The organism is Chromobacterium sp. INPA-IVC (assembly GCF_059047085.1).
In genome coordinates, this window is the sequence record NZ_JBTNLS010000003.1 from 178,395 (window position 1) to 203,138 (window position 24,744).

Below are 24,744 nucleotides of genomic sequence, written 5' to 3' on the forward strand. Positions count from 1 at the left end.
TCGGCTCAGGCCAGCACGCCCGCCGCCAGCGCGGACGCCTGGCCGGCGAACTTCACCACTTTGGCCACAGCCTCGATCGAACGCGCGGTCTGATCCAGCGCCGCGGCGGCCGCGTCCGCCTCCTGCGTCGCTTCGGTCAACGCGTTGACGGCGGCGGCATACTGGGCGGTGGCATGGTCCAGATCCTTGGCGATGGCCGCCAAAGCCTGGCCGGTAAGTGTCTCCTGCAAATCGGAACATTGGCGGCTGACGGCGCCCGAGGTGTCCACCATCAGGTTGTTCAGGCGCGACGCCAGGCCGGTCAGCAGCTCGGCCAGATCATGACTGTCCATGGTTTGCCTCCTCGTCAACTATTCGGCAGATCGCGGTACAGCGCCCGCAGGCGCCGCGCCTCCGCGATGAAATCATGCAAGCGGTCAAGCGGCTTGCCTGGCTGATCCAGGCTGGCGCGCAGCTGTCGATGCAGCTCCGGGAAGTCCCGCACCGCCTTGTCGGTGGAGTCCAGCGCCTGCTCCAGCCTGTCGTAGCCGGCCAGCTGCGCGGCTACCTTCTGGTCGAAGCGATAGCGCTCCCAGCTGTGATAAGGCGGGCGCACGCCGTCGCGGTTGACCAGCCCCAGATAGCGCAAGCGGATATTGAGCACATAGAGCTTCAAATCCTCGTCCACCCGTCCCATCATCTGCGCCAACGCGTCCAGCCCGGGCTGGGCGCGGTCCATCACGCTGCGCAAGCCCTCGCGGCGCTGGGCCGCGAGCATGGCCTGGCCCAATGCGTCCACCGCGACAGCGACGCCATTCGCCGCCTGAGCGTCCAGCGTCCCGGCCGGCAGGCCGCGCAGGCTGGCCGCCAAATCCTGCGACGCGCGGTCTATGTCCTCCATCTTGCCGCCGTCCGCCAGCTTGGCCAGCGCTTCCGAGTAGCAGCTGAGCGTGTCCAGCGCAGCAGCCACCCGGGACAGCGGCGCGCTCAGGTCGTAGCTTTCGCCCTGCGCGTTCACCAGCGGGAAGCCCTGCGCGCCCACCTTGCGGTCAGGATAGCCAAGCACGGCGCTGTCACGCGCGTCGCGCTGCAATTGGTCGAAGCTCGCCTGGGCGCCGCGATTCACCTGGACGGCGGCGTCCCGCAAAGCGATGAATTTTCCGCTGTCGACGCTGCCGGCGCAGCCGGCGAGCAGCGCCAGAAGCAGCGCGGCGGGCAACAGGGATGAAGGAATGGGCATGGCGCGACTCCGCGATGGACGATGACGGCCCGGACCGCCTGGCGGGGCCGGCGATGACATGCCTTCCAGATATAGTCCGTCATCAAACCAAGGCAAAGCGATTGCAGACCGCTTAAGTAATACGCCGTATTCCCCTCTTGCCCATGAACGCCCGCGCCATGCCGGCGTGAACCGTCAGCGCGGACGCCACGGCTGGCCGCGCCCCACCAGCCGCCGCGCCAGCAGCGACGCCGCCAGCGAGGCCAGCGCCGAGCTGAGCACGATCAGCGTCGCCATCGCGGCGGCGGCAGCGGTGTCGCCGGCGTCGTCCATGGTCACGATGGCCACCGCCGCCAGGCTGCGCTCCGGTCCGGCGATGAACACCAGCGCCGACAGCGTGGTCATCGCCGACACGAACAGGAAGCGCGACACGTCCAGCAGCGCCGGCAGGCAGACGGGCAGCGTCACTCGGCGCAGCGTGATCCAGAACGGCACTTTCAACGCGGCGGCCACGGCTTCGAACTCGCCATCCATTTGCTTGAGCGCGGTGGCGATGGTCAGATGGGCGGTGGTGTAGAAGTGGACGACAGTGCAGGCCGTCATCAACGCCAGGCCGCCATACAAACCGTTGAGCGGATTGTCAGGGTGGTTGAAGAAGAACACATAGCCCAGGCCCAGCACCAGGCCGGGCACCGCCATCGGCAGCATCGCGAACAGCCGCAGCGCGCCCTTCGCCAGAGGCGCGGCCGGCAGCTTCTCGCAGCAATAGGCGCCCAGGAAAGCCAGCGTCGCGCCGATCGCCGCGGTGGCCGCGGCCATTTCCAGGCTGTTGAAATACGCGTCCCAGCCGCCGCCGTCCACTTGGTCGAAACGGTAGTGCGCCAGCGTCAGGCTCAGGTCATACGGCCAATACTTGATGAAGGAAGCCGCCACGCCGACGCCCATCAGCCCCAGCAGAGGAATCGACATCGCCGCCAGCAGGGCGAACGCGGCCGCGTCCCGCGCCGGGGCTCTAGAGGGCGCGAACGGCGTGGACCGCGCGGACAAGGCCGCGCGCTGGCGGCGCGACATCGCCCGCTCGATGAAGCAGGACAGCACGGCTGGCAACAGCAGCATCAGGCCCACCACCGCGCCGCGCGGAAAATTCTGCTGCCCCACCACCTGCTTGAACGCCTCCACCGCCAGCACATTGCAATTCCCGCCCACCACCTTGGGCACGCCGAAGTCGGTAAGCACCAACGTGAACACCAGCAGCGCCGACGACGCCAGGCCGTAACGCGCGCCAGGCAGCGTGATGGTGGCGAAACGCCGCCACGCGCCGGCGCCCATCGCCCGCGCCGCCTCGTACAAGCGGGCGTCGGCGACGGACAAGGAAGTGGAAAGCAGCATGAACGCGTAAGGGAAAGCATAGAACGCCTCGCCGGCGACCATGCCCCAGAAGCCGTAAATGGACCCGCCGCCCAGCCAGCCTTTCAACAGGCCCTGGTTGCCGAACAGGTAAACCAGCGAGATGGCAGGCAGCAGCGAAGGCGCCAATAGCGGCAACAGCGCGATCTGGCGGAACATCCCCCTGCCCGGCGCCCGGCTGCGGCACAGCGCCCAGGCGAAGAGGAAAGCCGACGGCACCACCAGCGCCGACACCGTCAAGGCCAGCAGCAAGCTGTTGCCGGCGGCGCGCATCAGGCCGGGCGAAGCCAGCACCTCGGTGAAATTGTCGAGTCCGGCGAAATCGCCGTCCATGGTCAGCACCGATTTGCCGAGAATGAACAACAGCGGCAGGCCCAGCGCCAGCGCCAGGCATCCCAGCAGCGCCCAGGCCAGCGCGGCGCCGGCCAGGCGTTCGCCATCCAAGCTCAGGGCGGCGGGCAGCCATCGTCGCGCCAGGCTCAGCATGCCGTTTCTCCCGGATAGGCGCGCAACTGCGCGGCCGGCAACTCCACCGGCACGATCTCGCCCGGCACCAGCGGCTGGCGGTTCAGCATCGACGGACATACTTCGGCGCGCAGGATCAGGCCGGGCATGCCTTCCGGGCGCAAGCGCAGCCGCGTCATCGCGCCGCCGAAAGACACATCCTCCACCCGCGCCAGCAAAGTGTTGGCCGCCGGCTCCCAGCGCGGCTTGACGATGACGTCCTCCGGCCGGATGAACAGCGTCAAGGCCATGGCATCGGGCAGATCCCAGGTCAGGCTCAGCGCGCAGCCGCCAACCGCCGCCTCACGACCGCCGCGGCGCTCCGCCGGCAGCCAGTTGGCGTCGCCGACGAATTCGGCGACGAAACGGCTGGCCGGGCTGCGGTAGATCTCGGCCGGCGTGCCGATCTGCTCGATCCGGCCGGCGTTCATCACCACCACCCGGTCGGCGATGGACAAGGCTTCTTCCTGATCGTGGGTCACCATCAGCGTGGTGACGCCCAGCCGCCGCTGCAGGCCCTTAAGCTCATCGCGCAACTTGTCGCGCACCCGCGCGTCCAGCGCCGACAACGGCTCATCCAGCAGCAACAGGCCGGGCGAGGTGGCCAGCGCGCGCGCCAGCGCCACCCGCTGCTGCTGGCCGCCGGACAGCTGCGACGGGTATTTTCCTTCCGAACCCGGCAGGCCGACGATGTCCAGCAGCTCGCGCACCCGGCGGGCATGGCCGGCCTTGTCGCGGCGTGGTGTCAGGCCGTAGGCGATGTTGTCGGCCACGGTCAAGTTGGGAAACAGCGCGTAACTCTGGAACACGATGCCGTAGTCGCGCTTGGCCGGCGCCGCGCGGGTGATGTCGCGGCCGGACAGGTGGATCGCGCCGGCATCCGGCAAGTCCAGCCCGGCGATCAGCCGCAACAACGTGGTCTTGCCGCAGCCGGATGGGCCAAGCAGGCAGACAAACTCGCCCTTGCGGATGGAAAGCGAGGCTTGGTCCAAAGCGGTGAAGGCGCCGAAACGGCGGCTGAGCGCATGAACGGATAAATGCTCGGACAAGCCGGACAAGCTATCGACCGGTTTCATCGGGTGCTCCAGTGACCTGAGACAGTGCGTAAAACAAGCCGCCCCCGGCACGGGGGCGGCTGCTAGGCGGCCGCTTATTCTTTCGGCGCGGCCTTGCTTTCATAGCGGCGCGACCATTCCTTCAGGATGGCGTCGCGGTTTTTGGCGGCCCAGCCGAAGTTGTTCTTGGACAGCCGCTGCGAGTAGTCGACCGGGATGAAGGGGTTCTGCTTGGCCACGCCCGGCATCGCCAGCACCGCGTAGTTCTGCTCGTACAGCTTCATCGCCGGCAGGCTCACCGAGAAGTCGGCCAGCTTCCTGGCGGCTTCCAGGTTCTTGGTGCCCTTGATGATGGCGGTGGCTTCCAGATCCCAGCCCAGACCTTCCTTCGGGTAGATCAGGTCGATCGGCGCGCCCTTCTCCTTCAGCTGCGCGCCGCGGTATTCAAACGAGATGCCGATCGGATACTCGCCGGCGGCGGCCATCTTGCAGGGCTTGGAGCCGGAATGGACGTACTGCGCCATATTGGCGTGCAGCTTGTCCATGTAATCCCAGCCCTTCTTCTCGCCCATGGTCTGCAGCCAGGCCGACACGTCCAGATAGCCGGTGCCGGACGAGGCCGGATGCGGCATCACGATCTGGCCCTTGTAGACAGGCTTGGTCAAATCGGCCCAGCTTTCCGGCTTGGGCAGATTCTTTTTCGCCGCTTCGACGGTGTTGAAACAGATGGTGGCGGCCCATACGTCCATGCCGGTCCATTTCGGCGGCTTGGCCTTGTCGACGAACTGCGGGCTCAGCTTCTCCACGCCCTTGGGCGCATAGCCCTGCAGCATGCCCTGCTGGTCCAGGATCATCAGGCTGGTGGCGGCCAGGCCCCACACGGCGTCGGCCTGGGGATGGTTTTTCTCCGACAGCAGCCGGGCGGTGATCACGCCGGTGGATTCGCGCACCCAGCGGATGTCGATGTCCGGATTGGCCTTCTCGAACGCCTCCTTGTAATCCTTCACCTGGTCCGCCTCCAGCGCGGTGTAGACAGTCAGCGTGGTCTTGGCCTGCGCCAGCGGGGACAGCAGCCCGGATACGGCCAGGGCGGCCGCGACAGCCATCTGCTTTTTCATCGACGATGCTCCTTGGTTTAGACGTATAGACAAATCTATTTACACATCGGACTGATTGAAACAAAACAGCGCAACGATAAGCGCCGGCGATGACAGGCCGGTGAACTCGGCATGAAGCTTGTCTTGCCGCGCTAGACCTATGCGGGCGGAAAGCCCCGCGGCTCTTATCTATAGTGAGGACTGGACACAGGCGACGACAGATGAATACGACCCCGCAAGGCCATATGGCGCAGCAGGCATGCCGCTCTCAGGAAATGGCGCTTCGCCCCGCATCCCCGAAAAGGAGCGATGGTTGACCCTGCGCGAGGAAAGCGGCAGCCTGGGTCCGGGCGGAATCCGAGCGAACAAAGCGGAGCAGACATGAAGTCCAAACGTCTGTCGGACAGCATCATCATCCGCCTGCTGGCGCTGTCCCTGGCCATCATGATCTTCGGCGTGCTGTCGCGTTACTACGCGCTGGGCTCCTTTCTGCGGCAGGACCTGGGCCAGGTCGTCTCCGAGCAGCAGCTGGCGCTGGCTGGCTACGTCGCCCACGACATCGACGACAAGATCAAGCAGCGCAAAGCCTTGCTGTCCCGCCTGGCCACCGCGCTGCCTCCCGAGCTGCTGGACCAGCCTGACGCCCTGCGCGCCTGGCTGAAGGAGCGTTACCAGTACCAGCCGCTGTTCTCCATCGGCTTGTTCGTGGTGCGTCCGGACGGCCGCGTGATCGCCGATTATCCGGAGGTGCCGCACCGGATTCAGGTCAACTACGGCGACCGCGACTACATCCGGCAATCCCTGCAAGGCCGGCTCTACATCGGCAAGGCGATAACCGGCCGCAGTTCGGGCGTGCCGGTGCTGCCGATGTCGGCTCCGGTGCAGGTGAGCGGCGAAGTGCCGGCGGTGCTGGTCGGCGTCACCGCCATCGCCGCGCCGGGTTTCCTCGACTTGCTGCAGCAATCCCGGATTGGCGACCATCGCGACAGCTTCCTGCTGATTTCCCCGCGCGACCATCAGATCATCACCGCCTCTCAAAGCGAGCTGACGCTGCAACCAACGCCGGAACCCGGGCGCGACCCGCTGCACGACCAGGCGATGGCCGGCTATCGCGGCGCGGCGGTGGCGGCCACGCCGCAAGGGGAGGAGGAGGTCCGCGCCATCGTGCAGGTGCCCAGCACCGGCTGGCTAGTGGTGGCCAAGCTGCCCGGCCGCGACGCCTTCGCCACGGTCGCCCGGGTGCAAAGCTTCACGCTGCGCCAGGCTTTGATCGCCTTCGTCGTGTTCTCGCTGCTGGCCTGCGGCGGCATGTACATCGTGCTGCGCCCGCTGTTCCGCGCCGCGCGCCACGCCGACCGCATGACGCGGGGCGAGTTGCCGCTGGAGCCCCTGCCGATACACCGCAAGGATGAAGTGGGCTATCTGATCGCCTCCTTCAACCGCCTGCTGCGCAAGCTGGAAGACAAGCAGACGGAGCTGGCGCAGATGGCGCACCACGACTCGCTGACCGGCCTGCCCAACCGCTTGCTGCTGTCCGACCGGCTGCACGTGGCGCTGGCCCAGGCCCAGCGCCGGGAGACCCGGCTGGCGCTGCTGTTCATGGATCTGGACAGTTTCAAGATGATCAACGACACCCTGGGCCACAAAGCCGGCGACAAGGTGCTGTGGCAGGCCGCGCAGCGCCTGTCCGGCACCGTGCGGCAGAGCGACACCCTGGCCCGGATAGGCGGGGACGAATTCGTGCTGTTGTTGAGCGATCTGGACGACAAGGCCGAAGACATCGCCCGCACCGTGGCCGACAAATGCCTGGAGGCCTTCGACACGCCCTTCCTGGTCTCCGGCACCTCGTGCCAGCTGGGCATCTCCATCGGCATCGCCATCGGCGACGGCTACAGCAACCCGGACAGCCTGCTGCAAGCGGCAGACCAGGCGATGTACCGCGTCAAGAAAACCGGCAGCAGCGGCAGCGCCACCATCACGCTCTAGAAGCAGCCAGCTTCGCGCGAGCAACGGCAGCGGTCCGCTCGCCGGCGGAAAACAGTCAGCCGGCTTTCGCCAGCAAAGCCAGCAGACGCTCGCCGGCATCCTCCAGGCGGCCGTCGTTCACCAGCTCGACGCAGCCGGGCGGCGGCGCGAAACCGGCCGACTCGCCCAGCCGGCGCGCGATCGCCTCCGCCGACTCCCGTCCGCGGCCAGCCAATCGCGCGGCCAACACCTCGGGGCTGGCGGTGATCCACAGCGGCCTCAACGTGGCGAAACGCTCGGCGGCGCGCGGCAACATCGCGCGCGAGCCATTGACCACCACATCCAGCCCCTGCTCAAGCCACATCGCCGTTTCCACGCCCAGCCCGTAAGCCAGGCCATGCCGCCTCCAGGCCAGCGCGAAACAGCCGCGCCGCTCGCGAGCGTCGAACTCCTCGGCGCTCAGCGCCACGTGGTTCTCGCCGCCGGCGTCCGCCGGCCTGGTGATGTAGCGATGGGCGAACATCACGCCGGACTCGGCCGGCAAGCGGCCGCGCGCGTAAGCGAGCAGGCTGTCCTTGCCGGCGCCGGACGGGCCGATCACATACCACAGGATTCCGGACTCAACAGTCATGGCGCGCCACCACTCCGTCAAAACCGCAGTGGGCCAGGTAGCGGAACGGCTCGCCCGGCGTCCGCTCGACGAACAGCGCGACGCCCTCGATCTCGGCCGTGGCGGCTAGGCCGGAGAAATGCCGCCTGGCGCCCGCCTCCAGCGCGGCGGCCGTTTGCGATCCGCGCGCCAGGCTGCTGGAAAGCGTCAGGTGGAAACGGAACTGCTCGAACACATATGGGTAGCCCCAGCGCCGGCACAGCTCCTCTTGCCGCGGACTCAGTCCCGGCCTGGACTTGGCCGGGCCGCTCCGGTCCGCCAGCGGCTCCAGCGCCGCCACGCAGGCGGCGGCCAGCTCGTCCAGCCGCGGCAGCGGCGTAGCCGGCCGCAGCGCGAGAAAGTCATCCAGCCAGCCCACCTCCAGATTCAGCGCGAATGGCTGGAACGCCGCCGCCAGCCCGGCGGTCCGCCGCAACAGCGCGTCCTCATCCAGGTCCGGCCGCAAAACGAACGGCGCCTTCAAGGTGGCGTGCCAGCCGTAGCGGGCGGCTTCGCCGGTCAAGCCGGCCAGGCCCTCCGCCCCGATGCCTGGCACCTCAGGCTGAGTCAGGGCGCCGCCGCTCAAGGCATCTCTCCCCAGCCAGCGGCAGCCGGCGCGCCACAGCTCGCTGTCCGGCCTGGGCGCATAATAAATCGCGTAGCGCGTCATTCCTGCTCCATCACCAATTGCACCAGGTCGCCGTTGAAGCAGGTGACGCCGTACTGCACCGGCGCGCCGGCCGCGTCGACGTTCAGCGACTTCACATGCAGCACAGGACGGTTCTTGGGAATGCCCAGATAATCGACCGTCTCCGCGTCCGGCAGCCGGGCGGTGACGCGGGTGAAGCGGCGGGTGTAGTCGGCCACGCCGCACTCGGCCAGCGCGCGCGTCACCGAGCGATGCCTCAGATACGCTTCCGGCAAGCCTGGGAACCGGGAAGCGGGAAAGAACATGGTCGCGTAATCCACCACCCGTCCCTCTACCTTGCTCAGGGTCTTGATGCGGTACAACGTGTCGCCCGCGACCACCTGCAGCAATTCCGCCAGCTCGGCGTTGGCCGGCACAGTATCGCTGTTCAGGATGTCGATGTCCGAGCTGAGGTTCTGCCGCGCCATGTTCTGCGAGAAGCGCGTGCGCTTGCTGATCGCGTAGTCGATCGCATTGTCCTGCACGAAAGTGCCGCGCCCCTGTTCCACCCGCAGCAGGCCGCGCTCCACCAGCGTGGCCACCGCGCGGCGTATGGTGTGGCGGTTGACGCCGAAACGGTCCGCCAGCTGCAGCTCGGTGGGCAGCTGCTGGCCCGCCTGCAATGCGCCGCCGGCGATGTCGGCCGCCAATGCCTCCTCTATCTGCCGCCACACGGCGATGCCGGAGCCTCTCTCTATCATTCCTATCCTTTCGCGTTTCTTAAACGACGTTTTCGCCTGGATCTGCAAATAGCAAACACGGGGCCGACGCGCCCAGATCCCTTCAAGCCTGCGTCGGGTGGCAGGCCCGAGGTTTTAAGCGGCTGCCTGTTTGAGCGATTTGACGTTAGCAAATCGCGAGTTCAGCCGCGCCTCGGGCCTGGCGGGACCCGACGGGAAGCCGCAGGCCAGGCTTGCAGGGTGGCTTTTAGGGGTGGAGGGGATATTTGGCCACACAAATATCCCCTCCCTGCCCGCCGGGCAGCCCCGGCTATGAAAAGCATCATCCGCGCAGCGGATTCAAAAAACATGTTGATCACCGCAGCGCTAAAGCAATCGTCTGTGCCCGCCTTGAAAACGTCACAAAACCTTCATCGCCGCGTGCTGTTTGTCCTTCGATGCCCGCCATTATCATGCATACGTCTATACGTTTATATGAATCTTTCTTGAACCATGAGGCACACGATGGACACCTCCACCCGACAGCGCTGGCTTTCCGCGCTGGCCAACAGCCCCATCGAACGGCTGCTGGCCCTGCTGCCGCCGGCTCTGCCCGCCGCGCCGCGCTGGCTGCGCCGCGCCGAAACCGGCCTGATGATGCTGCAAGGCCGCAGCGGCGGCGCCGGCGCCCGTTTCAACCTCGGCGAGATCAGCGTCAGCCGCGCCAGCTGCGAGATAGACGGCCATGTCGGCCACGGCTGGGTGCGCGGCGGCGACGGCCGCCACGCCGAGCTGATCGCCCAGGCCGACGCGTTGCTGCAAGACCCTGCCCGCCACGGCGAGCTGATGCTGGCGTGGATTGTGCCGCTGGAAGCGGAGCTGGCCGAGCGCCGCGCCGCCCGTTCGCGCGAAGCCGCCGCCAGCAAGGTCGAATTCTTCACCATGGTGCGGGGGGAATGACCATGCGCAGCGCTTTTGCCCATCCGGTGGACGATTCCCAACAGACTTTCCGCGCCGTATTGAGCTCGATGGCCGAACCCTTGTCGCCGCGCGCGCTGCCGGTGCTGCCGCCGGTCTTGCCCGGGTTGCAGGCCGCCACCGCCGCCCTGCTCTACACGCTGGCCGACCAGGATGTGCGCGTCTGGCTGCCGGCGCTGCCGGACGAAACCATCGCCAGCCTGCGCTTCCACACCGGCATGCGCGTGGCCGATCAGGCGGAAGAAGCCGACTTCATCGTGATCGCCGCCGGCATGCCGCTGCCGGATTTGATGAGTTTGAAAGCCGGCAGCGCCGAATATCCGGACCGCTCGGCCACGCTGTTGATCGAAGTGGATGGTTTCGGCGCGGATCAGGTCGAAGGCAGCGGCCCCGGCTTCGCCGCGCCGCGCCGCTTCGGCGCCGCCGGCCTGTCCGCAGGCTTCTGGAAAGCATGGCAAGACAATCATGCCCGCTTCCCGCTGGGCGTGGATGCCGTGCTGATTTCCGATACCCACATCGCCGGCCTGCCGCGCAGCGTCCGCATCCGGGAGGGTTGAGATGTATGTAGCCGTGAAAGGCGGGGAAACCGCCATCGCCCGCTCCTGGGACTTGCTGGCCGCCGCGCGCCGCGGCGACGAGGCAGTCCCGGAACTGAGCATCGCCCAAATCCGCCAGCAACTGCGCCTGGCCGTGGCCCGTGTGATGCAGGAAGGCTCGCTGTACGACGAAGAGCTGGCCGCGTTGGCGCTGAAACAAGCCAGCGGCGACAGCATCGAAGCCGTGTTCCTGCTGCGCGCCTTCCGCACCACGCTGCCGCGCTTCGGCCAGACGCTGCCGCTTAACACCGCGGCGATGCGGGTGCGCCGCCGCGTGTCCGGCACCTTCAAGGACGTGCCGGGCGGACAGATACTCGGCCCCACCGCCGATTACACCCAGCGCCTGCTGGACTTCGGTCTGACGGAAGCCGCGCCAAAGAGCGAACTGGAGCAGGCCGCCGCGCCGCTGCCGGACACGCTGCCCGGCGTGCTGCAGCTGCTGGACCGCGAAGGCTTGATCGAAGCCGACCTGCCGCCCGAGGGCGATCCGGAGCCGGTGGACCTGACCCGCGAGCCGCTGATGTTCCCCGCCGGCCGCCCGGCGCGGCTGCAGAACCTGGCCCGCGGCGACGAAGGCTGGCTGCTTGGCCTGGCCTACTCCACCCAGCGCGGCTACGCCGAGAGCCACCCCTTCGCCGGCGAAATCCGCATGGGCGAAGTCAGCGTGATGGTCTGCCCGGAAGAACTGGGCTTCGAGATAGACATCGGCGAGATCACGCTGACCGAATGCCAGATGATCAACCAGTTCGCCGGCAGCAAGACCGCGCCGCCGCAATTCACCCGCGGCTACGGCCTGAGCTTCGGCGAGGCCGAGCGCAAGGCGATGGCGATGGCGCTGGTGGACCGCAGCCTGCGCGCCGGCGAGCTGGGCGAAACCGCCCACGCGCCGGCGCAGCAAGGCGAATTCGTGCTGTATCACAGCGACAATGTCGAAGCCTCCGGCTTCGTCCAGCACCTGAAATTGCCGCATTACGTGGATTTCCAGGCCGAGCTGGCGCTGATCCGCCAACTGCGCGCCGCCGCCGACCAGGAGAAGGCCGATGACTGACTCCCGCAACGACCGCTACAACTTCGGTTTCCTCGACGAGAACACCAAGCGCATGCTGCGCCGCTCGCTGCTCAAGGCGGTGGCGATTCCCGGCTACCAGGTGCCGTTCGGCAGTCGCGAAATGCCGCTGCCCTACGGCTGGGGCACCGGCGGCATCCAGGTGACCGCCAGCGTGATCGGCCGCGACGACGTGCTGAAAGTGATAGACCAGGGCGCCGACGACACCACCAACGCCGTCAACATTCGCCGCTTCTTCGGCCGCGTGGCCGGCGTCGCCACCACCACAGCCACCGCCGACGCGACGCTGATCCAGACCCGGCACCGCATCCCGGAAACGCCGCTGGTGCCCGGCCAGATCATGATTTTCCAGGTGCCGGAGCCGGAGCCGCTGCGCACGCTGGAAGCCAGCGAGGTGGAAACGCGCAAGCTGCACGCGCACCAGGAATACGGGCTAATGCACGTCAAGCTGTACGAGGACATCGCCCGCTTTGGCCACATCGCCACCAGCTACGACTACCCGGTAATGGTGAACGACCGATATCTGGCCTCGCCGTCGCCGATTCCGAAATTCGACAACCCCAAGCTGGACATGAGCCCGGCGCTGCTATTGTTCGGCGCCGGCCGCGAGAAGCGCCTGTACGCGATCCCTCCCTACACCAAGGTGGAAAGCCTGGCCTTCGACGACCATCCGTTTACAGCCCAAACCTGGGAGCAAGGCTGCGCGCTGTGCGGCTCGCGCGTGAGCTACCTCGACGAAATCGTCACCGACGACGCCGGCAGCCGGATGTTCGTCTGCTCGGATACCGACTATTGCCAGCGGGAGAAACAAGCATGATGGCGCCCATCCTTAGCGTAAACGGACTCAGCAAGGACTACGGCAACGGCCAGGGCTGCTTCGGCGTCAATTTCGAGCTGTATCCGGGCGAGGTGCTGTGCATCGTCGGCGAATCCGGCTCCGGCAAATCGACGCTGCTGTCCACCCTGGCCGGCCGCCTGGCCGCCGACGCCGGCAGCGTGCGCTTCGCCGACCGCGACGGCGCGGCGCACGAGCTGACCTGCCTGCCGGAGGCCGAGCGCCGCCGCCTGGCACGCAGCGAATGGGGCTTCGTCACCCAGCACGCCTGCGACGGCCTGCGCATGGGCGTCTCCGCCGGCGCCAACGTCAGCGAGCGGCTGATGGCGCTGGGCCAGCGCCACTACGGCCGGCTGCGGCAGACCGCCGGCGACTGGCTGGAAAAAGTGGAGATAGACCGCGCGCGGCTGGACGACAAGCCGTCGGCCTTCTCCGGCGGCATGCAGCAGCGGCTGCAGATCGCCCGCAATCTGGTGACGCAGCCGCGGCTGGTGTTCATGGACGAGCCCACCGGCGGCCTGGACGTGTCGGTGCAGGCGCGCTTTCTCGACCTGACCCGCCGCCTGGTGCGCGACGCCGGCATCGCCGTCATCATGGTAACGCATGATCTGGGCGTGGCGCGGCTGCTGGCGCAGCGCACGCTGGTAATGCAGAAGGGGCTCGTGGTGGAAGCCGGCCTAACCGACCAGATACTCGACGACCCGCAACACCCGTACAGCCAGTTGCTGGTGTCCTCCATCCTGCAGGCCTGAAATCATGAATCTATTGATAGACGCGCAAAACCTGAGCAAGACCTTCACCCTGCACCAACAGGGCGGGCTGCGCCTGCCGGTGCTGACCGATGTTTCGCTGCAGGCGGCCGCCGGCGAATGCGTGGCCCTGGCCGGCCCGTCCGGCGCCGGCAAAAGCACCCTCTTGAAAGCGCTGTACGCCAACTATCTGGTCGAAAACGGCCGCATCGGCGTGTTCCACCAGGGCGCATGGCTGGACATGGCCCGCGCGCTGCCGCACGAGATCGCCGCCGTGCGCCGCCGCACGCTGGGCTATGTCAGCCAGTTTTTGCGGGTGATTCCGCGGGTGTCGGCGCAGGACATCGTCGCCGAGCCGCTGCGCGAATGGGGCGCCGCCGACGCCGAGGCGCGGCTAGCCGCCGGCGAATGGCTGGCGCGGCTGAACATCGCCGAGCGGCTGTGGAGCCTGCCGCCGGCCACCTTCTCCGGTGGCGAGCAACAGCGCGTCAACATCGCGCGCGGCATGATCGCGCCGCGGCCGATACTGCTGCTGGACGAGCCGACGGCATCCCTCGACGCCGCCAACCGCGACGTGGTGGTACAACTGATGCGCGAAGCGCTGGCGCGCGGCGCGGCGCTGATCGGCATCTTCCACGACGCCCCCACCCGCGACGCCATCGCCAGCCGCGTGTTCCAGGTACCGCTGGCGCAACAAACGGAAATCGCAGCATGAAACAGATTCTGAACCACGCCCGCATCGTGCTGGCCGACCGCGTGATCGAAAACGGCGCGCTGGAGATCGAGAACGGTTTGATCGCCGCCATCCACGAGCAGCCGCTGACCGAAGGCGAAAACCTGGCCGGCGCGCTGCTGCTGCCCGGACTGGTGGAAATCCACACCGACAATCTGGAAAAACACCTGATGCCGCGCAACGGCGTGCTGTGGCCGATTTTGCCGGCGGTGATCACCCACGACGCCCAATGCGTGGCCGCCGGCATCACCACCGTGCTGGACGCGCTGGCGGTGGGCGACCTGGAAGGCGAAAGCGTGCGGCTGGATACCCTGCACAGTTCCTTCCAGGCCATAGACCAGGGCATGCGCGAAGACGCGCTGCGCGCCGACCATTTGTTCCACCTGCGCTGCGAGCTGGCCTATCCGGGGCTGCTGGCCGAACTGGAGCCGCTGATCGCCCATCCGGCGGTGAAGCTGGTGTCGGTGATGGACCACACGCCGGGCCAGCGCCAGTACCGCGACCTGGAGCAATACAAGAAGTACTACGGCAAGAAGAAAGTGGGCTGGAACGAGGATACCTTCCTCGCCGCCGTGGAAGAACGCAAGGCCAAGCAGGCCGAATTCGCCGGCCGCCACAAGCAGGCAGTGGTGGAGATGGCCCGGGCGCGCGGCATCGCGCTGGCCAGCCACGACGATACCGACGAGGCGCACATCGACGAGGCGCTGCGCGACGGCGTGGCGATCTCGGAATTCCCCACCACGCTGGAGGCGGCGGCGGCGGCCAGGCGGCATGGCCTCGCCACCGTGATGGGGGCGCCCAATGTGGTGCGCGGCGGCTCCCACTCCGGCAATGTGGCGGCGCTGGAGCTGGCCCGCCATGACTTGCTGGACATCCTGTCGTCCGACTACGTGCCGGCCAGCCTGCTGCACGGCGCCTGGCTGCTGCACGCGCAGGCGGGCTGGAGCCTGCCGCGCGCCGTCGCCGCTGTCAGCCTGAATCCTGCGCGCGCAGTGGGCCTCGCCGACCGCGGCGACATCGCCGTCGGCCAGCGCGCCGATCTGGTGGCGATGACGGCGCGCGGCGACGTGCCGCTGGTGCGGAGCGTGTGGAAGCTGGGCGTGAGGGTATTCTGATGTTCGACGCCATCGCCGCGCTGCGGCAGCTGTACCGCGAACACGGCGCCCGCCGCTACGGCGAGGCGGTATCCCAGTTCGACCACGCGATCCAGGCCGCCACGCTGGCGCGCGATGCCGGCTGCGACGACGAACTGACGCTGGCGGCCTTCCTGCACGACGTCGGCCATCTGCTGGAGCACGACGGCGCAGAAGCGATGGGCGACTACGGCGTGATGGCCCACGACAAGCTGGCGCGCGACTATCTGCTCCAGCTGGGCTTCTCCTCCCGGCTCGCGCGGCTAGTCAGCATGCACGTCGAGGCCAAGCGCTACCTGTGCGCGGTCGACCCGGCCTATCTGGCGGCGCTGTCGTCGGCCAGCGCCGCCACGCTGGGCTACCAAGGCGGGCCGATGCGCGCCGACGAGGCCGACGCCTTCTCACGCCTGCCGGACCTGGCCGACATCCTGGCGCTGCGGAAGCTGGACGAGGCGGCCAAGGACGGCGGCTGGAGCCTGGACGCGGCCGACTGGGTGTGGCCGCTGATGGCCGGGCACCTGGCCAACCACCGCACAGGCGCTTAGCAAGCGCTTACGCGCTCACCACGCCAGCGGCCCTTTCTCGCCGTTGGCGTGCTCGCCGTAGTACAGCGACGGCAGGAAACGCGCCAGGCTGCTGAACTCGTTGTAGCAATGCTGCATCAGGCCCAGGCCCAGTTCGTCCGGCACAGGAGATTCGCCGCCCAGCACGAAGCGGCTGCGCAGCACCGCGCCCTGCGGCTTGTCGCGCGCCAAGTGGATCATCTCGCCGTCCAGCGGATCCCCGTCGGCCGCCAGCCTGGGCTCGTCGCCGAAAGCGATGCGCGCGCACACCAGCCCGGACACCGCCTGCTCGCGCCTGGCCTGCGCCAGCGCGTCGGCCGAGAAAAAATCTTCCGGCTCGTGAAACTTCAGCACCGCCGTCACCGGAGGGAAATCGCCCAGCGACTCCTCCGCCCGCACGCAGGCGCCGACATAGCTCTCGCCCCGCCGCCAATGCTGGTCCCAGCCATGCATCCGGTGATGATCGTGCGGATGCCACCAGCGGATGTGCTGGGTGGTTTCGAAGAACTTGAACCACCATTCGACCATCCGGCCGGCGCAGCCCGGCAGCTCGGTTCTCACCGCCACCAGCAGCCGGCCGTCGTCCAGCCGGCGGATGCCGGTTTCCAGCGGCAGGGGACGCGGCGACAACAATTCGTCATGGTTGGATATCCGGTTCTGAGCGTTCACAGCGCACTCCTTGTTGTTTGATCGTCTGGGCCAGTTTAATATGGCCAAAATTAAGAAACGATATACGTTTCCATATTCAAACAACATGAGAAGACATGTCAAGCGCACCTGACCTTTCCCCCTCCCCCGTTCCCCGCCCGCGCGGCCGCCCGGCCTCGCCGGAAGAGACGCTGCGCAGCCAGGTGCTGCGGGCAGCGACCGAGCTGCTGCTTGGCGATGGCTATCGGACCTTGAGCATAGAGGCGGTGGCCAAGCGCGCCGGCGTGGCCAAAAAGACGGTGTACCGTTTCGCCGACAACCGGGAGCAGTTGCTGGCGGCCATCGTCGACGACTGGACCGCCGGACTGGTGTGCGCCGTCGAAACGCCTATGGATGAAAGGAAGGATGTGCCGCAGGCGATGGAAGCGCTGCTGCTGTCCATCGCCGAACGGGTGCTGTCGGCGGAGGCGGTGGGCATGTTCAGGCTGCTGATCAACGATTTTCCCGGCCGCGAGCAGGCGCTGGCGGCGTATACCGGGCACGGCATCCGCCACAGCGCGTCGCTGCTGGCGGACTGGCTGGCCGAACGCCAACGCCGCGGCCTGCTGAAAATGGACGACCCCGCGACCTGCGCCGAGTTGATGCTGGCGATGGCCATCGCCGAACCATTGCGGCAGATGGCCCTCGGTCTGGCCGCGCCCGGCGTGGACGCGGCGCTGCGAGAACGCGTGCGGGCCGCTGCGCGCCTGTGCTACGAGGGAATGCGGCCGGCAGGCTAACCGGTGGCGACCACCGCGGCCAAGGCCAGCTCCTCAGCCGTGGCCGGCTCCAACTGGGCCTCCATCGCGTCGAACATCGCCGGCGTCACTTCGAAGGAGAAAGTATCGCCGCGCGCGGCATTGCGCTGCAATACGCGCTGACGGCGCACATCCCGCTCCGCCGTCACGTAGTGCAGCTTGGCGCTCAAGCCATGCTCATCCGCCAACGCCAGAAAACGGCTGCGGCCGGCAGCCTTCATGAAGCCGAGGTCCAGCACCGCGCGGCCACCACCGCGGCCAAGGCCAGCGCCGTCAGCCAGATGCGCCGCTCGCAGCGCGCCACCCGTTCCATCACCCAGCCGAAGTCCAACGGCTGCGGCAGATCGGGGCCGAACAGCTGGCCCATCCAGTCGTCTATCGCCAAGTGCACCGCCTGCTCGGCTTCGGCCAGCTTGCGCGCGTGAGTGGATTTGCCAGCCCCTTGCGGACCAAACACCAGATTCAACTGCGTCATCGAATCTGCCTTTCCTAAAGAGCAATGCCGCCCGCAAGCGGCTGGATCAGCGCTTGAACAGCGCCATGCCTTCCGACCGCGGCGCTGTCGGCTCGAAGCCGAACTGGACGTACAGATGCTTGGCGTCGCCGTCGGCGATCAGGCTGACGTAGGCGCTGACCGGCAGTTCGCGGTCGATATAGCCGCGGATCGCCGCCATGATCCGCTTGCCCAGTCCCCGGCCCTGGTGCGCCGGCAGCACGGCGATGTCCACCACCTGATAGAAACCGCCGCCATCGCCTATCACCCGGCCCATGCCGATGGTTTCACCACCATGGCGCAGTTGCACCGCGAACAGCGTGCCGGCCAAACCGCGGCGGGCGGCCTCTTCGGTCTTGGGGCTAAGGCCCGATTCGGCCCGCAAGCGGCGATAAGTGTCGACATCGGGCGCCGCCTCAATCAAGGCGTAATCATCGCGGTCCGGAATAACGGCCGGCACGGCGGCGGAAGATGAGAAGTTCAGCGGGCGCTGCATCAGCACCTCGTCCAGACAGCGGCCATCCAGCATCACCGCGCCGGGAATCAAGCCCACGCGACGATTGCCAGTTGTTTCATTTCGCCTCTGCTTGGATATCGCATCATGCAATTGACCGGGCGGTCAAAAATGCAAATATCCTAACAGGCGATGCCCGACAAAGCCACCTCGCGCGCCGCGCGCTGCCGCTTCAGCCGCTCCGACAACAGCGGGCCCGAACAGTGCTCGGCCCCCATCCTCTGCGCCAGGCCCAGCATGTTCTGACAGACGATGTCCTCCACCGCCAGCGCGAAGCCCTGCTCCACCAGTTGCGGCGCCAGCTGCAGCAACTGGTCCCGCACGCGGGGATACATCACCGCCCGGCTCATGAAGCGCGGGGCCAGCGCCAGTCCGTCCGGCTCCAGCCTCCACAGCCGCAGCAAGTCCTGCCCGCCGGCGCCGAAGTCGCCCAGCGCCAGCCGGTGGCCGTGCTGGCGGTAGCGCCGCAGCAGCGACAATCCGAGCTCGCCGGTGCGCTCATCCAGAAACAACAGCATCTGCGACAGATTGGCCGGAAACTCCAGCGTTTCCAGCAGGCGGGCGGTGAAATCTACGATGCGGTCGCTGTAGGCGTGGCAGATGCGCGGGTCGACGTCTATCCGCAGCGGCAGGTGGCGGCCATTGCGCCCCAGATGGTTGAGCACGTGCAGCACGCGGATCAGCTTGAGCAGCGCCACCGCCTTGGTCTCGCCGTAATTCATCGCGAACAGCCAATTGGCCGGCAGCGCCTGGCCGAACTGGCCGAAGATGCGCAGCCGCGCAGCGTATTGCTGCAGCTGGCAACGGCCGTCCCTGACCTTGGCCTGCGGAATGAAGCTGCTGCACAGCCACCAGCCGTCGAAGCTGGCGAAGACTTCCTGTTCATTCCACTGCAGCTTGATCTGCACGCCCTCCCGCTGCAACAACTGCTGACAGGCGGCCAGCATCGCGGGCGCAAAGCCGGCTGGCAGGGTTTTGACGGGCTTGAATCGTTTCATGGCCTGACCCCGGGTGGTGGAATTGGCGCCACTATAGCCCCGGCCGTGACAAGGTCATATACGATTTGCCGATAAGCCTATCTGTTTTTCCGGAATGCCGGCTTTTGCCGTATTTTCGATATCGATTGCAGATTTTCTTGTTTCCCGGCTGAGATGAGGCCTGCCTACAGTGCTCCCCATCAGAACATTCATCATCACGGGAACAAAGCCATGCGCCCCCTGCACCGCCTCGCCATCGCCCTGCTGCTCGCCGGCAGCGCCTCCGCCTTCGCCGACGTGACCCTGCTCAACGTCTCCTACGACCCGACGCGCGAGCTTTACCAGGACTACAACGCCGCCTTCGCCAAGTACTGGAAGGCCAAGACCGGCGAGAGCGTCACCGTCAAGCAGTCGCACGGCGGCTCCGGCAAGCAGGCGCGCTCGGTGATAGATGGCCTCGACGCCGACGTGGTGACGCTGGCGCTGGCCTACGACATCGACGAGATCTCCAGCCAGGCCAAGTCCATCGCGCCCAACTGGCAGCAGCGGCTGCCCAACAACGCCTCGCCGTACTCGTCCACCATCGTGTTCCTGGTGCGCAAGGGCAATCCCAAGCACATCAAGGACTGGAACGATCTGGTCAAATCCGGCGTGGAAGTGGTGACGCCGAACCCGAAGACCGGCGGCGGCGCGCGCTGGAACTACCTGGCGGCCTGGGGCTACGCGCTGAAGCAGCCCGGCGGCAACGACGCCAAGGCCAAGGACTTCGTCAAGAAGCTGTACGGCAACGTCAAGGTGCTGGACTCCGGCGCGCGCGGCTCGCTGATCACCTTCACCCAGCGCGGCATCGGCGACGTGCTGCTGTCATGGGAGAACGAAGCCTTCCTCGCCACCAAGGAGCTGGGGCCCGACAAGTTCGACATCGTCACCCCGTCCGTCTCCATCCTGGCCGAGCCGCCGGTCAGCGTGGTGGACAAGGTGGCGGACAAGCGCGGCACTCGCAAGGTGGCCGAGGCCTATCTGAAATACCTGTACAGCCCCGAGGGCCAGGCTCTGGCCGCCAAGCACTACTACCGCCCGCGCGATCCGCAGGTGGCGGCCAAGTACGCCGGCCAGTTCAGCAAGGTGAAGCTGTTCACCATCGACCAGACCTTCGGCGGCTGGCAGAAGGCGCAGAAGACCCACTTCGCCGACGGCGGGGTGTTCGACCAGATCGTGGCGCGCTGAGGTTTCCCGCTATTCAAAACCGCCCGGACGCAACGCCGGGCGGTTTGTTTTTAGCGATATCGTTTAGACGAATGGTCGGCGACGCGACAGCTCCCCCTTCCGCACGCGCCGGCAAAAAAGTGCCTGGCCAGGTTTGAAGCCGCCGACTTGTTCGACGCCGCGCGACGCTAGCGCGCGGCTAGTTTCGGCGGCGCCAGGCCAGGCGTTTTTTTGCAGGGGTCTCGCGGGCGGCAGGGGCGGCCTGGGATTGCCAAGGGGCTGGCCGCTCAGCTCCTGGCCCGTTTGCCGGGCGGAACCGGCACCTAAAATATTGTCCGCATAGCGGACTCCTCAACCTAGGTTCAAACAAACCACATCTCGCTGACCATTTCACCTCCGCCCGTTTTGCATAATATCGAATAAGCATTGAAGAAATACTTATTTTCAGAATAAGGGCCTCGAAGATATCGTTTATTCGGTTATATGAATTGGAATCCACGATGTCAGCGACACTCGCCTCGCCACCCCGCCCTCCCCGCGTCCTGCCCGGCTTCAACCTGTCGCTGGGTTTCACCGTCAGCTATCTGTCGCTGCTGGTGCTGATTCCGCTGGCCGCGGTGGCCTTGCGCGCCGCCGGCCAACCGCTGGAAAGCTTCTGGCAGGCCGCCGCCTCTCCGCGCGTGCTGGCGTCCTACCGGCTCAGCTTCGGCATGGCGCTGGCCGCCGCCGCCATCAACAGCGTGTTCGGCCTGCTGCTGGCCTGGTCGCTGACCCGCTACCGCTTTCCCGGCAAGCGCCTGGTGGACGCGCTGGTGGACTTGCCGTTCGCGCTGCCGACGGCGGTGGCCGGCATCGCGCTGACCGCGCTCTACGCCGGCAACGGCTGGCTGGGGCAATACCTGGAGCCGCTGGGCGTCAAGGTGGCCTTCGGCCCGCTCGGCGTGCTGGTGGCGCTGGTGTTCATCGGCTTGCCCTTCGTGGTGCGCACCGTGCAGCCGGTGCTGGAAGATCTGGAATCGGAGCTGGAGGAGGCCGCCGCCTGCCTGGGCGCGCGCCGTTGGCAGATTTTCCGCCACGTGATCCTGCCCACGCTGCAGCCGGCGCTTCTGACCGGTTTCGCGCTGGCCTTCGCCCGCGCGGTCGGCGAATACGGCTCGGTGATCTTCATCGCCGGCAACGTGCCGATGGTGTCGGAAATCACGCCGCTGATGATCATCAGCAAGCTGGAGCAGTTCGACTACGCCGGGGCCGCCGCCATCGCCAGCGTGATGCTGGCCGCGTCCTTCCTGCTCTTGCTGGCGATCAACGGCCTGCAATTCTGGAGCGCGCGCCGCCACGGCCGCGCGGGAGCCGCCCGATGAGCGCCGCCATCACCCATCCGCGCCCGGCGGCGGACAAGGCCGCGCAGCTGGAGGCCCGCGCCGCCACCCGCGAGTCGCGCGCCGTCAAATGGATCATCCTGACACTATCCCTGAGCTTCTTCGCCGTATTCCTGCTCCTGCCGCTAATCGTCGTGTTCGCCGAAGCGCTGGCCAAAGGCTGGAGCACCTATCTGACCGCGCTGGCCGAGCCCGACGCGCTGGCGGCGGTGAGGCTGACGCTGCTGGCGGCGGCAGTATCGGTGCCGCTGAACCTGGCCTTCGGCGTCGCCGCCGCCTGGGCGGTCACCCGTTTCGACTTCCGCGGCAAGCAGTTGCTGATCACGCTGATCGACCTGCCGTTCTCGGTGTCGCCGGTCGTCGCCGGCCTGATCTTCGTGCTGGTGTTCGGCCAGCAAGGCTGGCTGGGGCCGTGGCTGGCGGAGTACGGAATCAAGATCATTTTCTCGGTGCCCGGCATCGTGCTGGCCACGTTGTTCGTCACCGTGCCATTCATCGCCCGCGAGCTGATCCCGCTGATGGAAGCCCAGGGCCGCGAGGAAGAGGAAGCCGCGGTGGTGCTGGGCGCGCGCGGCTGGCAGGTGCTGTGGCATGTGACGCTGCCCAATGTGCGCTGGGCGCTGCTGTATGGCGTGATTCTCAGCAACGCGCGGGCGATGGGCGAGTTCGGCGCGGTGTCGGTGGTGTCCGGCCACATCCGCGGCGAGACCAATACCCTGCCTTTGCACGTGGAAATCCTCTACAACGAGTACAATTTCGCCGCGGCCTTCGCCGTGGCGTCCCTGCTGGCCTTGCTGGCCCTGGTCACGCTGGCGCTGAAGAGCTGGGTGGAATGGCGCAGCGTCAAGGAAAACTGAGATGAGCATACAAGTAGAAAACATCCGCAAGGCCTTCGGCGACTTCGCCGCGCTGGACGACGTCAGCCTGAACTTCCCCGGCGGCGAGCTGGTGGCGCTGCTGGGCCCATCCGGCTGCGGCAAGACCACGCTGCTGCGCATCATCGCCGGCCTGGAACAGGCCGACGCCGGCCGCGTGCTGCTGGACGGCCAGGACGCCTCCGCCACCCACGTGCGCGAGCGCCAGGTAGGCTTCGTGTTCCAGCACTACGCGCTGTTCCGCCACATGAGCGTGTTCGACAACGTCGCCTTCGGCCTCAGGATGAAGCCGCGCCGCGAGCGCCCGTCCGAAGCCGAGATCGCGCGCAAGGTGCACGCGCTGCTGGACCTGGTGCAGCTGGACTGGCTGGCAGACCGCCTGCCGGCCCAGTTGTCCGGCGGCCAGCGCCAGCGCATCGCCCTGGCCCGCGCGCTGGCGGTGGAGCCGCGCGTGCTGCTGCTGGACGAGCCGTTCGGCGCGCTGGACGCCAAGGTGCGCAAGGAACTGCGCCGCTGGCTGCGCAAACTGCACGACGAGCTGCACATCACCTCGATCTTCGTCACCCATGACCAGGAAGAAGCGCTGGAAGTGGCGGACCGGGTGGTGCTGATGAACCACGGCAAGGTGGAGCAGATCGGCTCGCCCGCTGAGGTGTACAGCCAACCGGCCAGCGCCTTCGTCTACGGCTTCCTCGGCAGCGCCAACCGCGTCCGCGGCATCAGCGCCGCCGGCGCGGTGGCGATCGGTGGCCAGACGCTGAACGCCGACCACCAGCTGCCGCACGGCCAGCCGGTGGAGGCCTTCATCCGTCCGCACGAGCTGGCCATTCTGCCGGAACACGGCGCCGGCCTGCCGGCGCGGGTGCAGCGGGTGCTGACGCTGGGCGGGCTGTCCCGCATCGAACTGGAGGGCCGCGACGAGCTGGCCGGCCAATCCTTCGACGCCGAACTGCCGGCCGACGCGCCGCTGCTGGCCGAGCTCGCCGTCGGACAGGCGGTGCGGCTGCAGGCGCGCGCCGCGCGCGTGTTCGCCGCGGAAGGAGACCAGGCATGAACTTCCAGCAACTGCGCATCATCCGCGAGACTGTTCGCCAGGGCTTCAATCTGACCGAGGTGGCCAACGCGCTGTTCACCTCCCAATCCGGCGTCAGCAAGCACATCAAGGACCTGGAGGACGAGCTGGGCGTGGAGCTGTTCATCCGCAAGGGCAAGCGCTTCCTAGGCCTGACCGATCCCGGCAAGGAGCTGCTGACCATCGTCGAGCGCATGCTGCTGGACGCCGGCAACATCAAGCGGCTGGCGCAGCAGTTCAGCCTGCGCGACGAAGGCCAGCTGACCATCGCCACCACCCACACCCAGGCGCGCTACGCGCTGCCGCAGGTGGTGACCGAGTTCAAGCGCGCCTTCCCGCGCGTGCACCTGGTGCTGCACCAGGCCAGCCCGGAAGAGCTGGTGCGGCTGCTGCTGGCCGGCGACGCCGATATCGGCATCGCCACCGAGGCGGTGACCGAAGTGTCGGAACTGGTGTCCTTCCCCTACTACAGCTGGCACCACTGCGTGATCGCCCCGCCCGAGCATCCGCTGCACCGCGAACCGCTGACGCTGGACGCGCTGGCCGAGCACCCCATCGTCACCTACCACCACGGCTTCACCGGCCGGGCCAAGATAGACAACACCTTCGCCGAGGCCGGCCTGGCGCCCGACATCGTGATGGCGGCGCTGGACGCCGACGTGATCAAGACCTACGTCGAGCTGGAGCTGGGCGTCGGCATCGTCGCCTCGATGGCGGTTGACCCGCGCCGCGACGCCGGCGTCAAAGTGGTGGACGGGCCGCCGCTGTTCGGCCAGCAGACCAGCCGCATCGCCATCCGCCGCGGCCACTATCTGCGCAGCTACGCCTACCGCTTCATCGAGCTGTGCGCGCCGGCGCTGAACGAGCAGAGCGTGCGCCAGGCGCTGAGCCCGGCGACGCAGGAGTAG

At 67.2% G+C, this 24,744-nt stretch carries 28 protein-coding genes; 15 read left to right on the forward strand and 13 right to left on the reverse strand.

The genetic code is table 11. The features are described from left to right. Positions 1–5: 5 nt before the first annotated feature. The 5 genes from ACX17K_RS06235 to ACX17K_RS06255 all read right to left on the reverse strand — a co-directional run bounded on the left by ACX17K_RS06235 (position 6) and on the right by ACX17K_RS06255 (position 5,282). Entirely contained in the window at positions 6–332 is a 327-nt protein-coding gene (locus tag ACX17K_RS06235; protein ID WP_046156793.1) for a hypothetical protein, read from the reverse strand. 14 nt (positions 333–346) lie between these two features. Next, on the reverse strand, positions 347–1,219 hold the full coding sequence (locus ACX17K_RS06240) for a hypothetical protein (protein ID WP_493774130.1): 873 nt from the start codon (positions 1,217–1,219) through the stop codon (positions 347–349). Between the two features lie 174 nt (positions 1,220–1,393). Then, positions 1,394–3,091, reverse strand: a complete 1,698-nt coding sequence (locus ACX17K_RS06245) for a putative 2-aminoethylphosphonate ABC transporter permease subunit (protein WP_493774131.1) — start codon at positions 3,089–3,091, stop codon at positions 1,394–1,396. Continuing rightward, positions 3,085–4,185 (reverse strand): putative 2-aminoethylphosphonate ABC transporter ATP-binding protein, encoded by a 1,101-nt coding sequence (locus ACX17K_RS06250; RefSeq protein ID WP_493774132.1) that lies wholly within the window; start codon positions 4,183–4,185, stop codon positions 3,085–3,087. Before ACX17K_RS06250 ends, ACX17K_RS06245 begins: the two co-directional genes overlap by 7 nt. 74 nt (positions 4,186–4,259) lie before the next feature. Then, positions 4,260–5,282: a putative 2-aminoethylphosphonate ABC transporter substrate-binding protein gene (locus tag ACX17K_RS06255; RefSeq protein WP_493774133.1), complete on the reverse strand. Its 1,023-nt coding sequence runs from the start codon at positions 5,280–5,282 to the stop codon at positions 4,260–4,262. A gap of 360 nt (positions 5,283–5,642) precedes the next feature. On the opposite strand from ACX17K_RS06255, the gene ACX17K_RS06260 reads away from it, so the two are divergent. Beyond that, on the forward strand, positions 5,643–7,247 hold the full coding sequence (locus ACX17K_RS06260) for a diguanylate cyclase domain-containing protein (protein ID WP_493774134.1): 1,605 nt from the start codon (positions 5,643–5,645) through the stop codon (positions 7,245–7,247). A gap of 55 nt (positions 7,248–7,302) precedes the next feature. On the opposite strand, the gene phnN is transcribed toward ACX17K_RS06260, so the two are convergent. From phnN to phnF, 3 genes are read right to left on the reverse strand one after another with little or no spacing between them, the layout of a single operon-like run. Then, positions 7,303–7,857, reverse strand: a complete 555-nt coding sequence (gene phnN / locus ACX17K_RS06265; protein WP_031296974.1) for a phosphonate metabolism protein/1,5-bisphosphokinase (PRPP-forming) PhnN — start codon at positions 7,855–7,857, stop codon at positions 7,303–7,305. Next, the gene (locus ACX17K_RS06270) at positions 7,847–8,545 is read right to left on the reverse strand and encodes a DUF1045 domain-containing protein (protein ID WP_493774135.1); all 699 of its coding nucleotides are present in this window, start codon (positions 8,543–8,545) and stop codon (positions 7,847–7,849) included. The genes phnN and ACX17K_RS06270 overlap by 11 nt, the downstream gene beginning before the upstream one ends. Next, complete coding sequence (gene phnF / locus ACX17K_RS06275; protein WP_493774136.1) at positions 8,542–9,264, reverse strand: phosphonate metabolism transcriptional regulator PhnF; 723 nt, start codon at positions 9,262–9,264, stop codon at positions 8,542–8,544. Before phnF ends, ACX17K_RS06270 begins: the two co-directional genes overlap by 4 nt. Positions 9,265–9,747: 483 nt before the next feature. Between phnF and phnG the strand changes: the two genes are divergently transcribed. From phnG to ACX17K_RS06315, 8 genes are read left to right on the forward strand one after another with little or no spacing between them, the layout of a single operon-like run. After that, a complete protein-coding gene (phnG, locus tag ACX17K_RS06280) occupies positions 9,748–10,182 on the forward strand; it encodes a phosphonate C-P lyase system protein PhnG (RefSeq protein WP_493774137.1) in 435 nt (144 codons plus the stop codon). A gap of 2 nt (positions 10,183–10,184) precedes the next feature. After that, positions 10,185–10,757 (forward strand): phosphonate C-P lyase system protein PhnH, encoded by a 573-nt coding sequence (phnH, locus tag ACX17K_RS06285; protein WP_493774138.1) that lies wholly within the window; start codon positions 10,185–10,187, stop codon positions 10,755–10,757. Position 10,758: 1 nt separating this feature from the next. After that, positions 10,759–11,844, forward strand: a complete 1,086-nt coding sequence (locus ACX17K_RS06290) for a carbon-phosphorus lyase complex subunit (protein WP_493774139.1) — start codon at positions 10,759–10,761, stop codon at positions 11,842–11,844. Further along, entirely contained in the window at positions 11,837–12,679 is an 843-nt protein-coding gene (locus ACX17K_RS06295) for an alpha-D-ribose 1-methylphosphonate 5-phosphate C-P-lyase PhnJ (protein ID WP_493774140.1), read from the forward strand. The genes ACX17K_RS06290 and ACX17K_RS06295 overlap by 8 nt, the downstream gene beginning before the upstream one ends. Continuing rightward, the gene (gene phnK / locus ACX17K_RS06300; protein ID WP_493774141.1) at positions 12,676–13,449 is read left to right on the forward strand and encodes a phosphonate C-P lyase system protein PhnK; all 774 of its coding nucleotides are present in this window, start codon (positions 12,676–12,678) and stop codon (positions 13,447–13,449) included. Before ACX17K_RS06295 ends, phnK begins: the two co-directional genes overlap by 4 nt. A gap of 4 nt (positions 13,450–13,453) precedes the next feature. Further along, entirely contained in the window at positions 13,454–14,161 is a 708-nt protein-coding gene (gene phnL / locus ACX17K_RS06305) for a phosphonate C-P lyase system protein PhnL (protein WP_493774142.1), read from the forward strand. Beyond that, the gene (locus ACX17K_RS06310; RefSeq protein ID WP_493774143.1) at positions 14,158–15,294 is read left to right on the forward strand and encodes an alpha-D-ribose 1-methylphosphonate 5-triphosphate diphosphatase; all 1,137 of its coding nucleotides are present in this window, start codon (positions 14,158–14,160) and stop codon (positions 15,292–15,294) included. The genes phnL and ACX17K_RS06310 overlap by 4 nt, the downstream gene beginning before the upstream one ends. Beyond that, positions 15,294–15,857 carry a phosphonate degradation HD-domain oxygenase gene (locus ACX17K_RS06315; protein ID WP_493774144.1) on the forward strand — a complete coding sequence of 188 codons (564 nt, stop codon included), beginning with the start codon at positions 15,294–15,296 and terminating at the stop codon, positions 15,855–15,857. The genes ACX17K_RS06310 and ACX17K_RS06315 overlap by 1 nt, the downstream gene beginning before the upstream one ends. A 15-nt stretch (positions 15,858–15,872) precedes the next feature. Here the strand turns inward: ACX17K_RS06315 and ACX17K_RS06320 are convergent, their stop codons facing one another. Then, complete coding sequence (locus tag ACX17K_RS06320; protein ID WP_493774145.1) at positions 15,873–16,544, reverse strand: DAPG hydrolase family protein; 672 nt, start codon at positions 16,542–16,544, stop codon at positions 15,873–15,875. A 95-nt stretch (positions 16,545–16,639) separates the two neighbouring features. Between ACX17K_RS06320 and ACX17K_RS06325 the strand changes: the two genes are divergently transcribed. Further along, entirely contained in the window at positions 16,640–17,302 is a 663-nt protein-coding gene (locus tag ACX17K_RS06325) for a TetR/AcrR family transcriptional regulator (RefSeq protein WP_493774146.1), read from the forward strand. On the opposite strand, the gene ACX17K_RS06330 is transcribed toward ACX17K_RS06325, so the two are convergent. The 4 genes from ACX17K_RS06330 to ACX17K_RS06345 form a co-directional block, all read right to left on the reverse strand. After that, the gene (locus tag ACX17K_RS06330) at positions 17,299–17,559 is read right to left on the reverse strand and encodes a P-loop nucleotide/nucleoside kinase family protein (protein WP_493774147.1); all 261 of its coding nucleotides are present in this window, start codon (positions 17,557–17,559) and stop codon (positions 17,299–17,301) included. The two genes, ACX17K_RS06325 and ACX17K_RS06330, sit on opposite strands and share 4 nt — an antisense overlap. Next, the gene (locus ACX17K_RS06335) at positions 17,538–17,795 is read right to left on the reverse strand and encodes a P-loop nucleotide/nucleoside kinase family protein (RefSeq protein ID WP_493774148.1); all 258 of its coding nucleotides are present in this window, start codon (positions 17,793–17,795) and stop codon (positions 17,538–17,540) included. Before ACX17K_RS06335 ends, ACX17K_RS06330 begins: the two co-directional genes overlap by 22 nt. A 46-nt stretch (positions 17,796–17,841) precedes the next feature. Further along, positions 17,842–18,366 carry a GNAT family N-acetyltransferase gene (locus ACX17K_RS06340; protein ID WP_493774149.1) on the reverse strand — a complete coding sequence of 175 codons (525 nt, stop codon included), beginning with the start codon at positions 18,364–18,366 and terminating at the stop codon, positions 17,842–17,844. 83 nt (positions 18,367–18,449) lie between these two features. Continuing rightward, complete coding sequence (locus tag ACX17K_RS06345; protein WP_231163902.1) at positions 18,450–19,325, reverse strand: EAL domain-containing protein; 876 nt, start codon at positions 19,323–19,325, stop codon at positions 18,450–18,452. 210 nt (positions 19,326–19,535) lie between these two features. Here ACX17K_RS06345 and ACX17K_RS06350 point away from each other — a divergent pair, with 210 nt between their 5' ends. The 5 genes from ACX17K_RS06350 (at position 19,536) to ACX17K_RS06370 (ending at position 24,744) form a co-directional block, all read left to right on the forward strand. Further along, the gene (locus ACX17K_RS06350; protein ID WP_493774150.1) at positions 19,536–20,531 is read left to right on the forward strand and encodes a sulfate ABC transporter substrate-binding protein; all 996 of its coding nucleotides are present in this window, start codon (positions 19,536–19,538) and stop codon (positions 20,529–20,531) included. A gap of 479 nt (positions 20,532–21,010) precedes the next feature. Beyond that, complete coding sequence (gene cysT / locus ACX17K_RS06355; protein WP_493774151.1) at positions 21,011–21,871, forward strand: sulfate ABC transporter permease subunit CysT; 861 nt, start codon at positions 21,011–21,013, stop codon at positions 21,869–21,871. Beyond that, on the forward strand, positions 21,868–22,746 hold the full coding sequence (gene cysW, locus ACX17K_RS06360) for a sulfate ABC transporter permease subunit CysW (RefSeq protein ID WP_493774152.1): 879 nt from the start codon (positions 21,868–21,870) through the stop codon (positions 22,744–22,746). Before cysT ends, cysW begins: the two co-directional genes overlap by 4 nt. A gap of 1 nt (position 22,747) precedes the next feature. Then, on the forward strand, positions 22,748–23,818 hold the full coding sequence (locus ACX17K_RS06365; RefSeq protein ID WP_493774153.1) for a sulfate/molybdate ABC transporter ATP-binding protein: 1,071 nt from the start codon (positions 22,748–22,750) through the stop codon (positions 23,816–23,818). Next, positions 23,815–24,744: a CysB family HTH-type transcriptional regulator gene (locus tag ACX17K_RS06370; protein ID WP_046156771.1), complete on the forward strand. Its 930-nt coding sequence runs from the start codon at positions 23,815–23,817 to the stop codon at positions 24,742–24,744. The genes ACX17K_RS06365 and ACX17K_RS06370 overlap by 4 nt, the downstream gene beginning before the upstream one ends.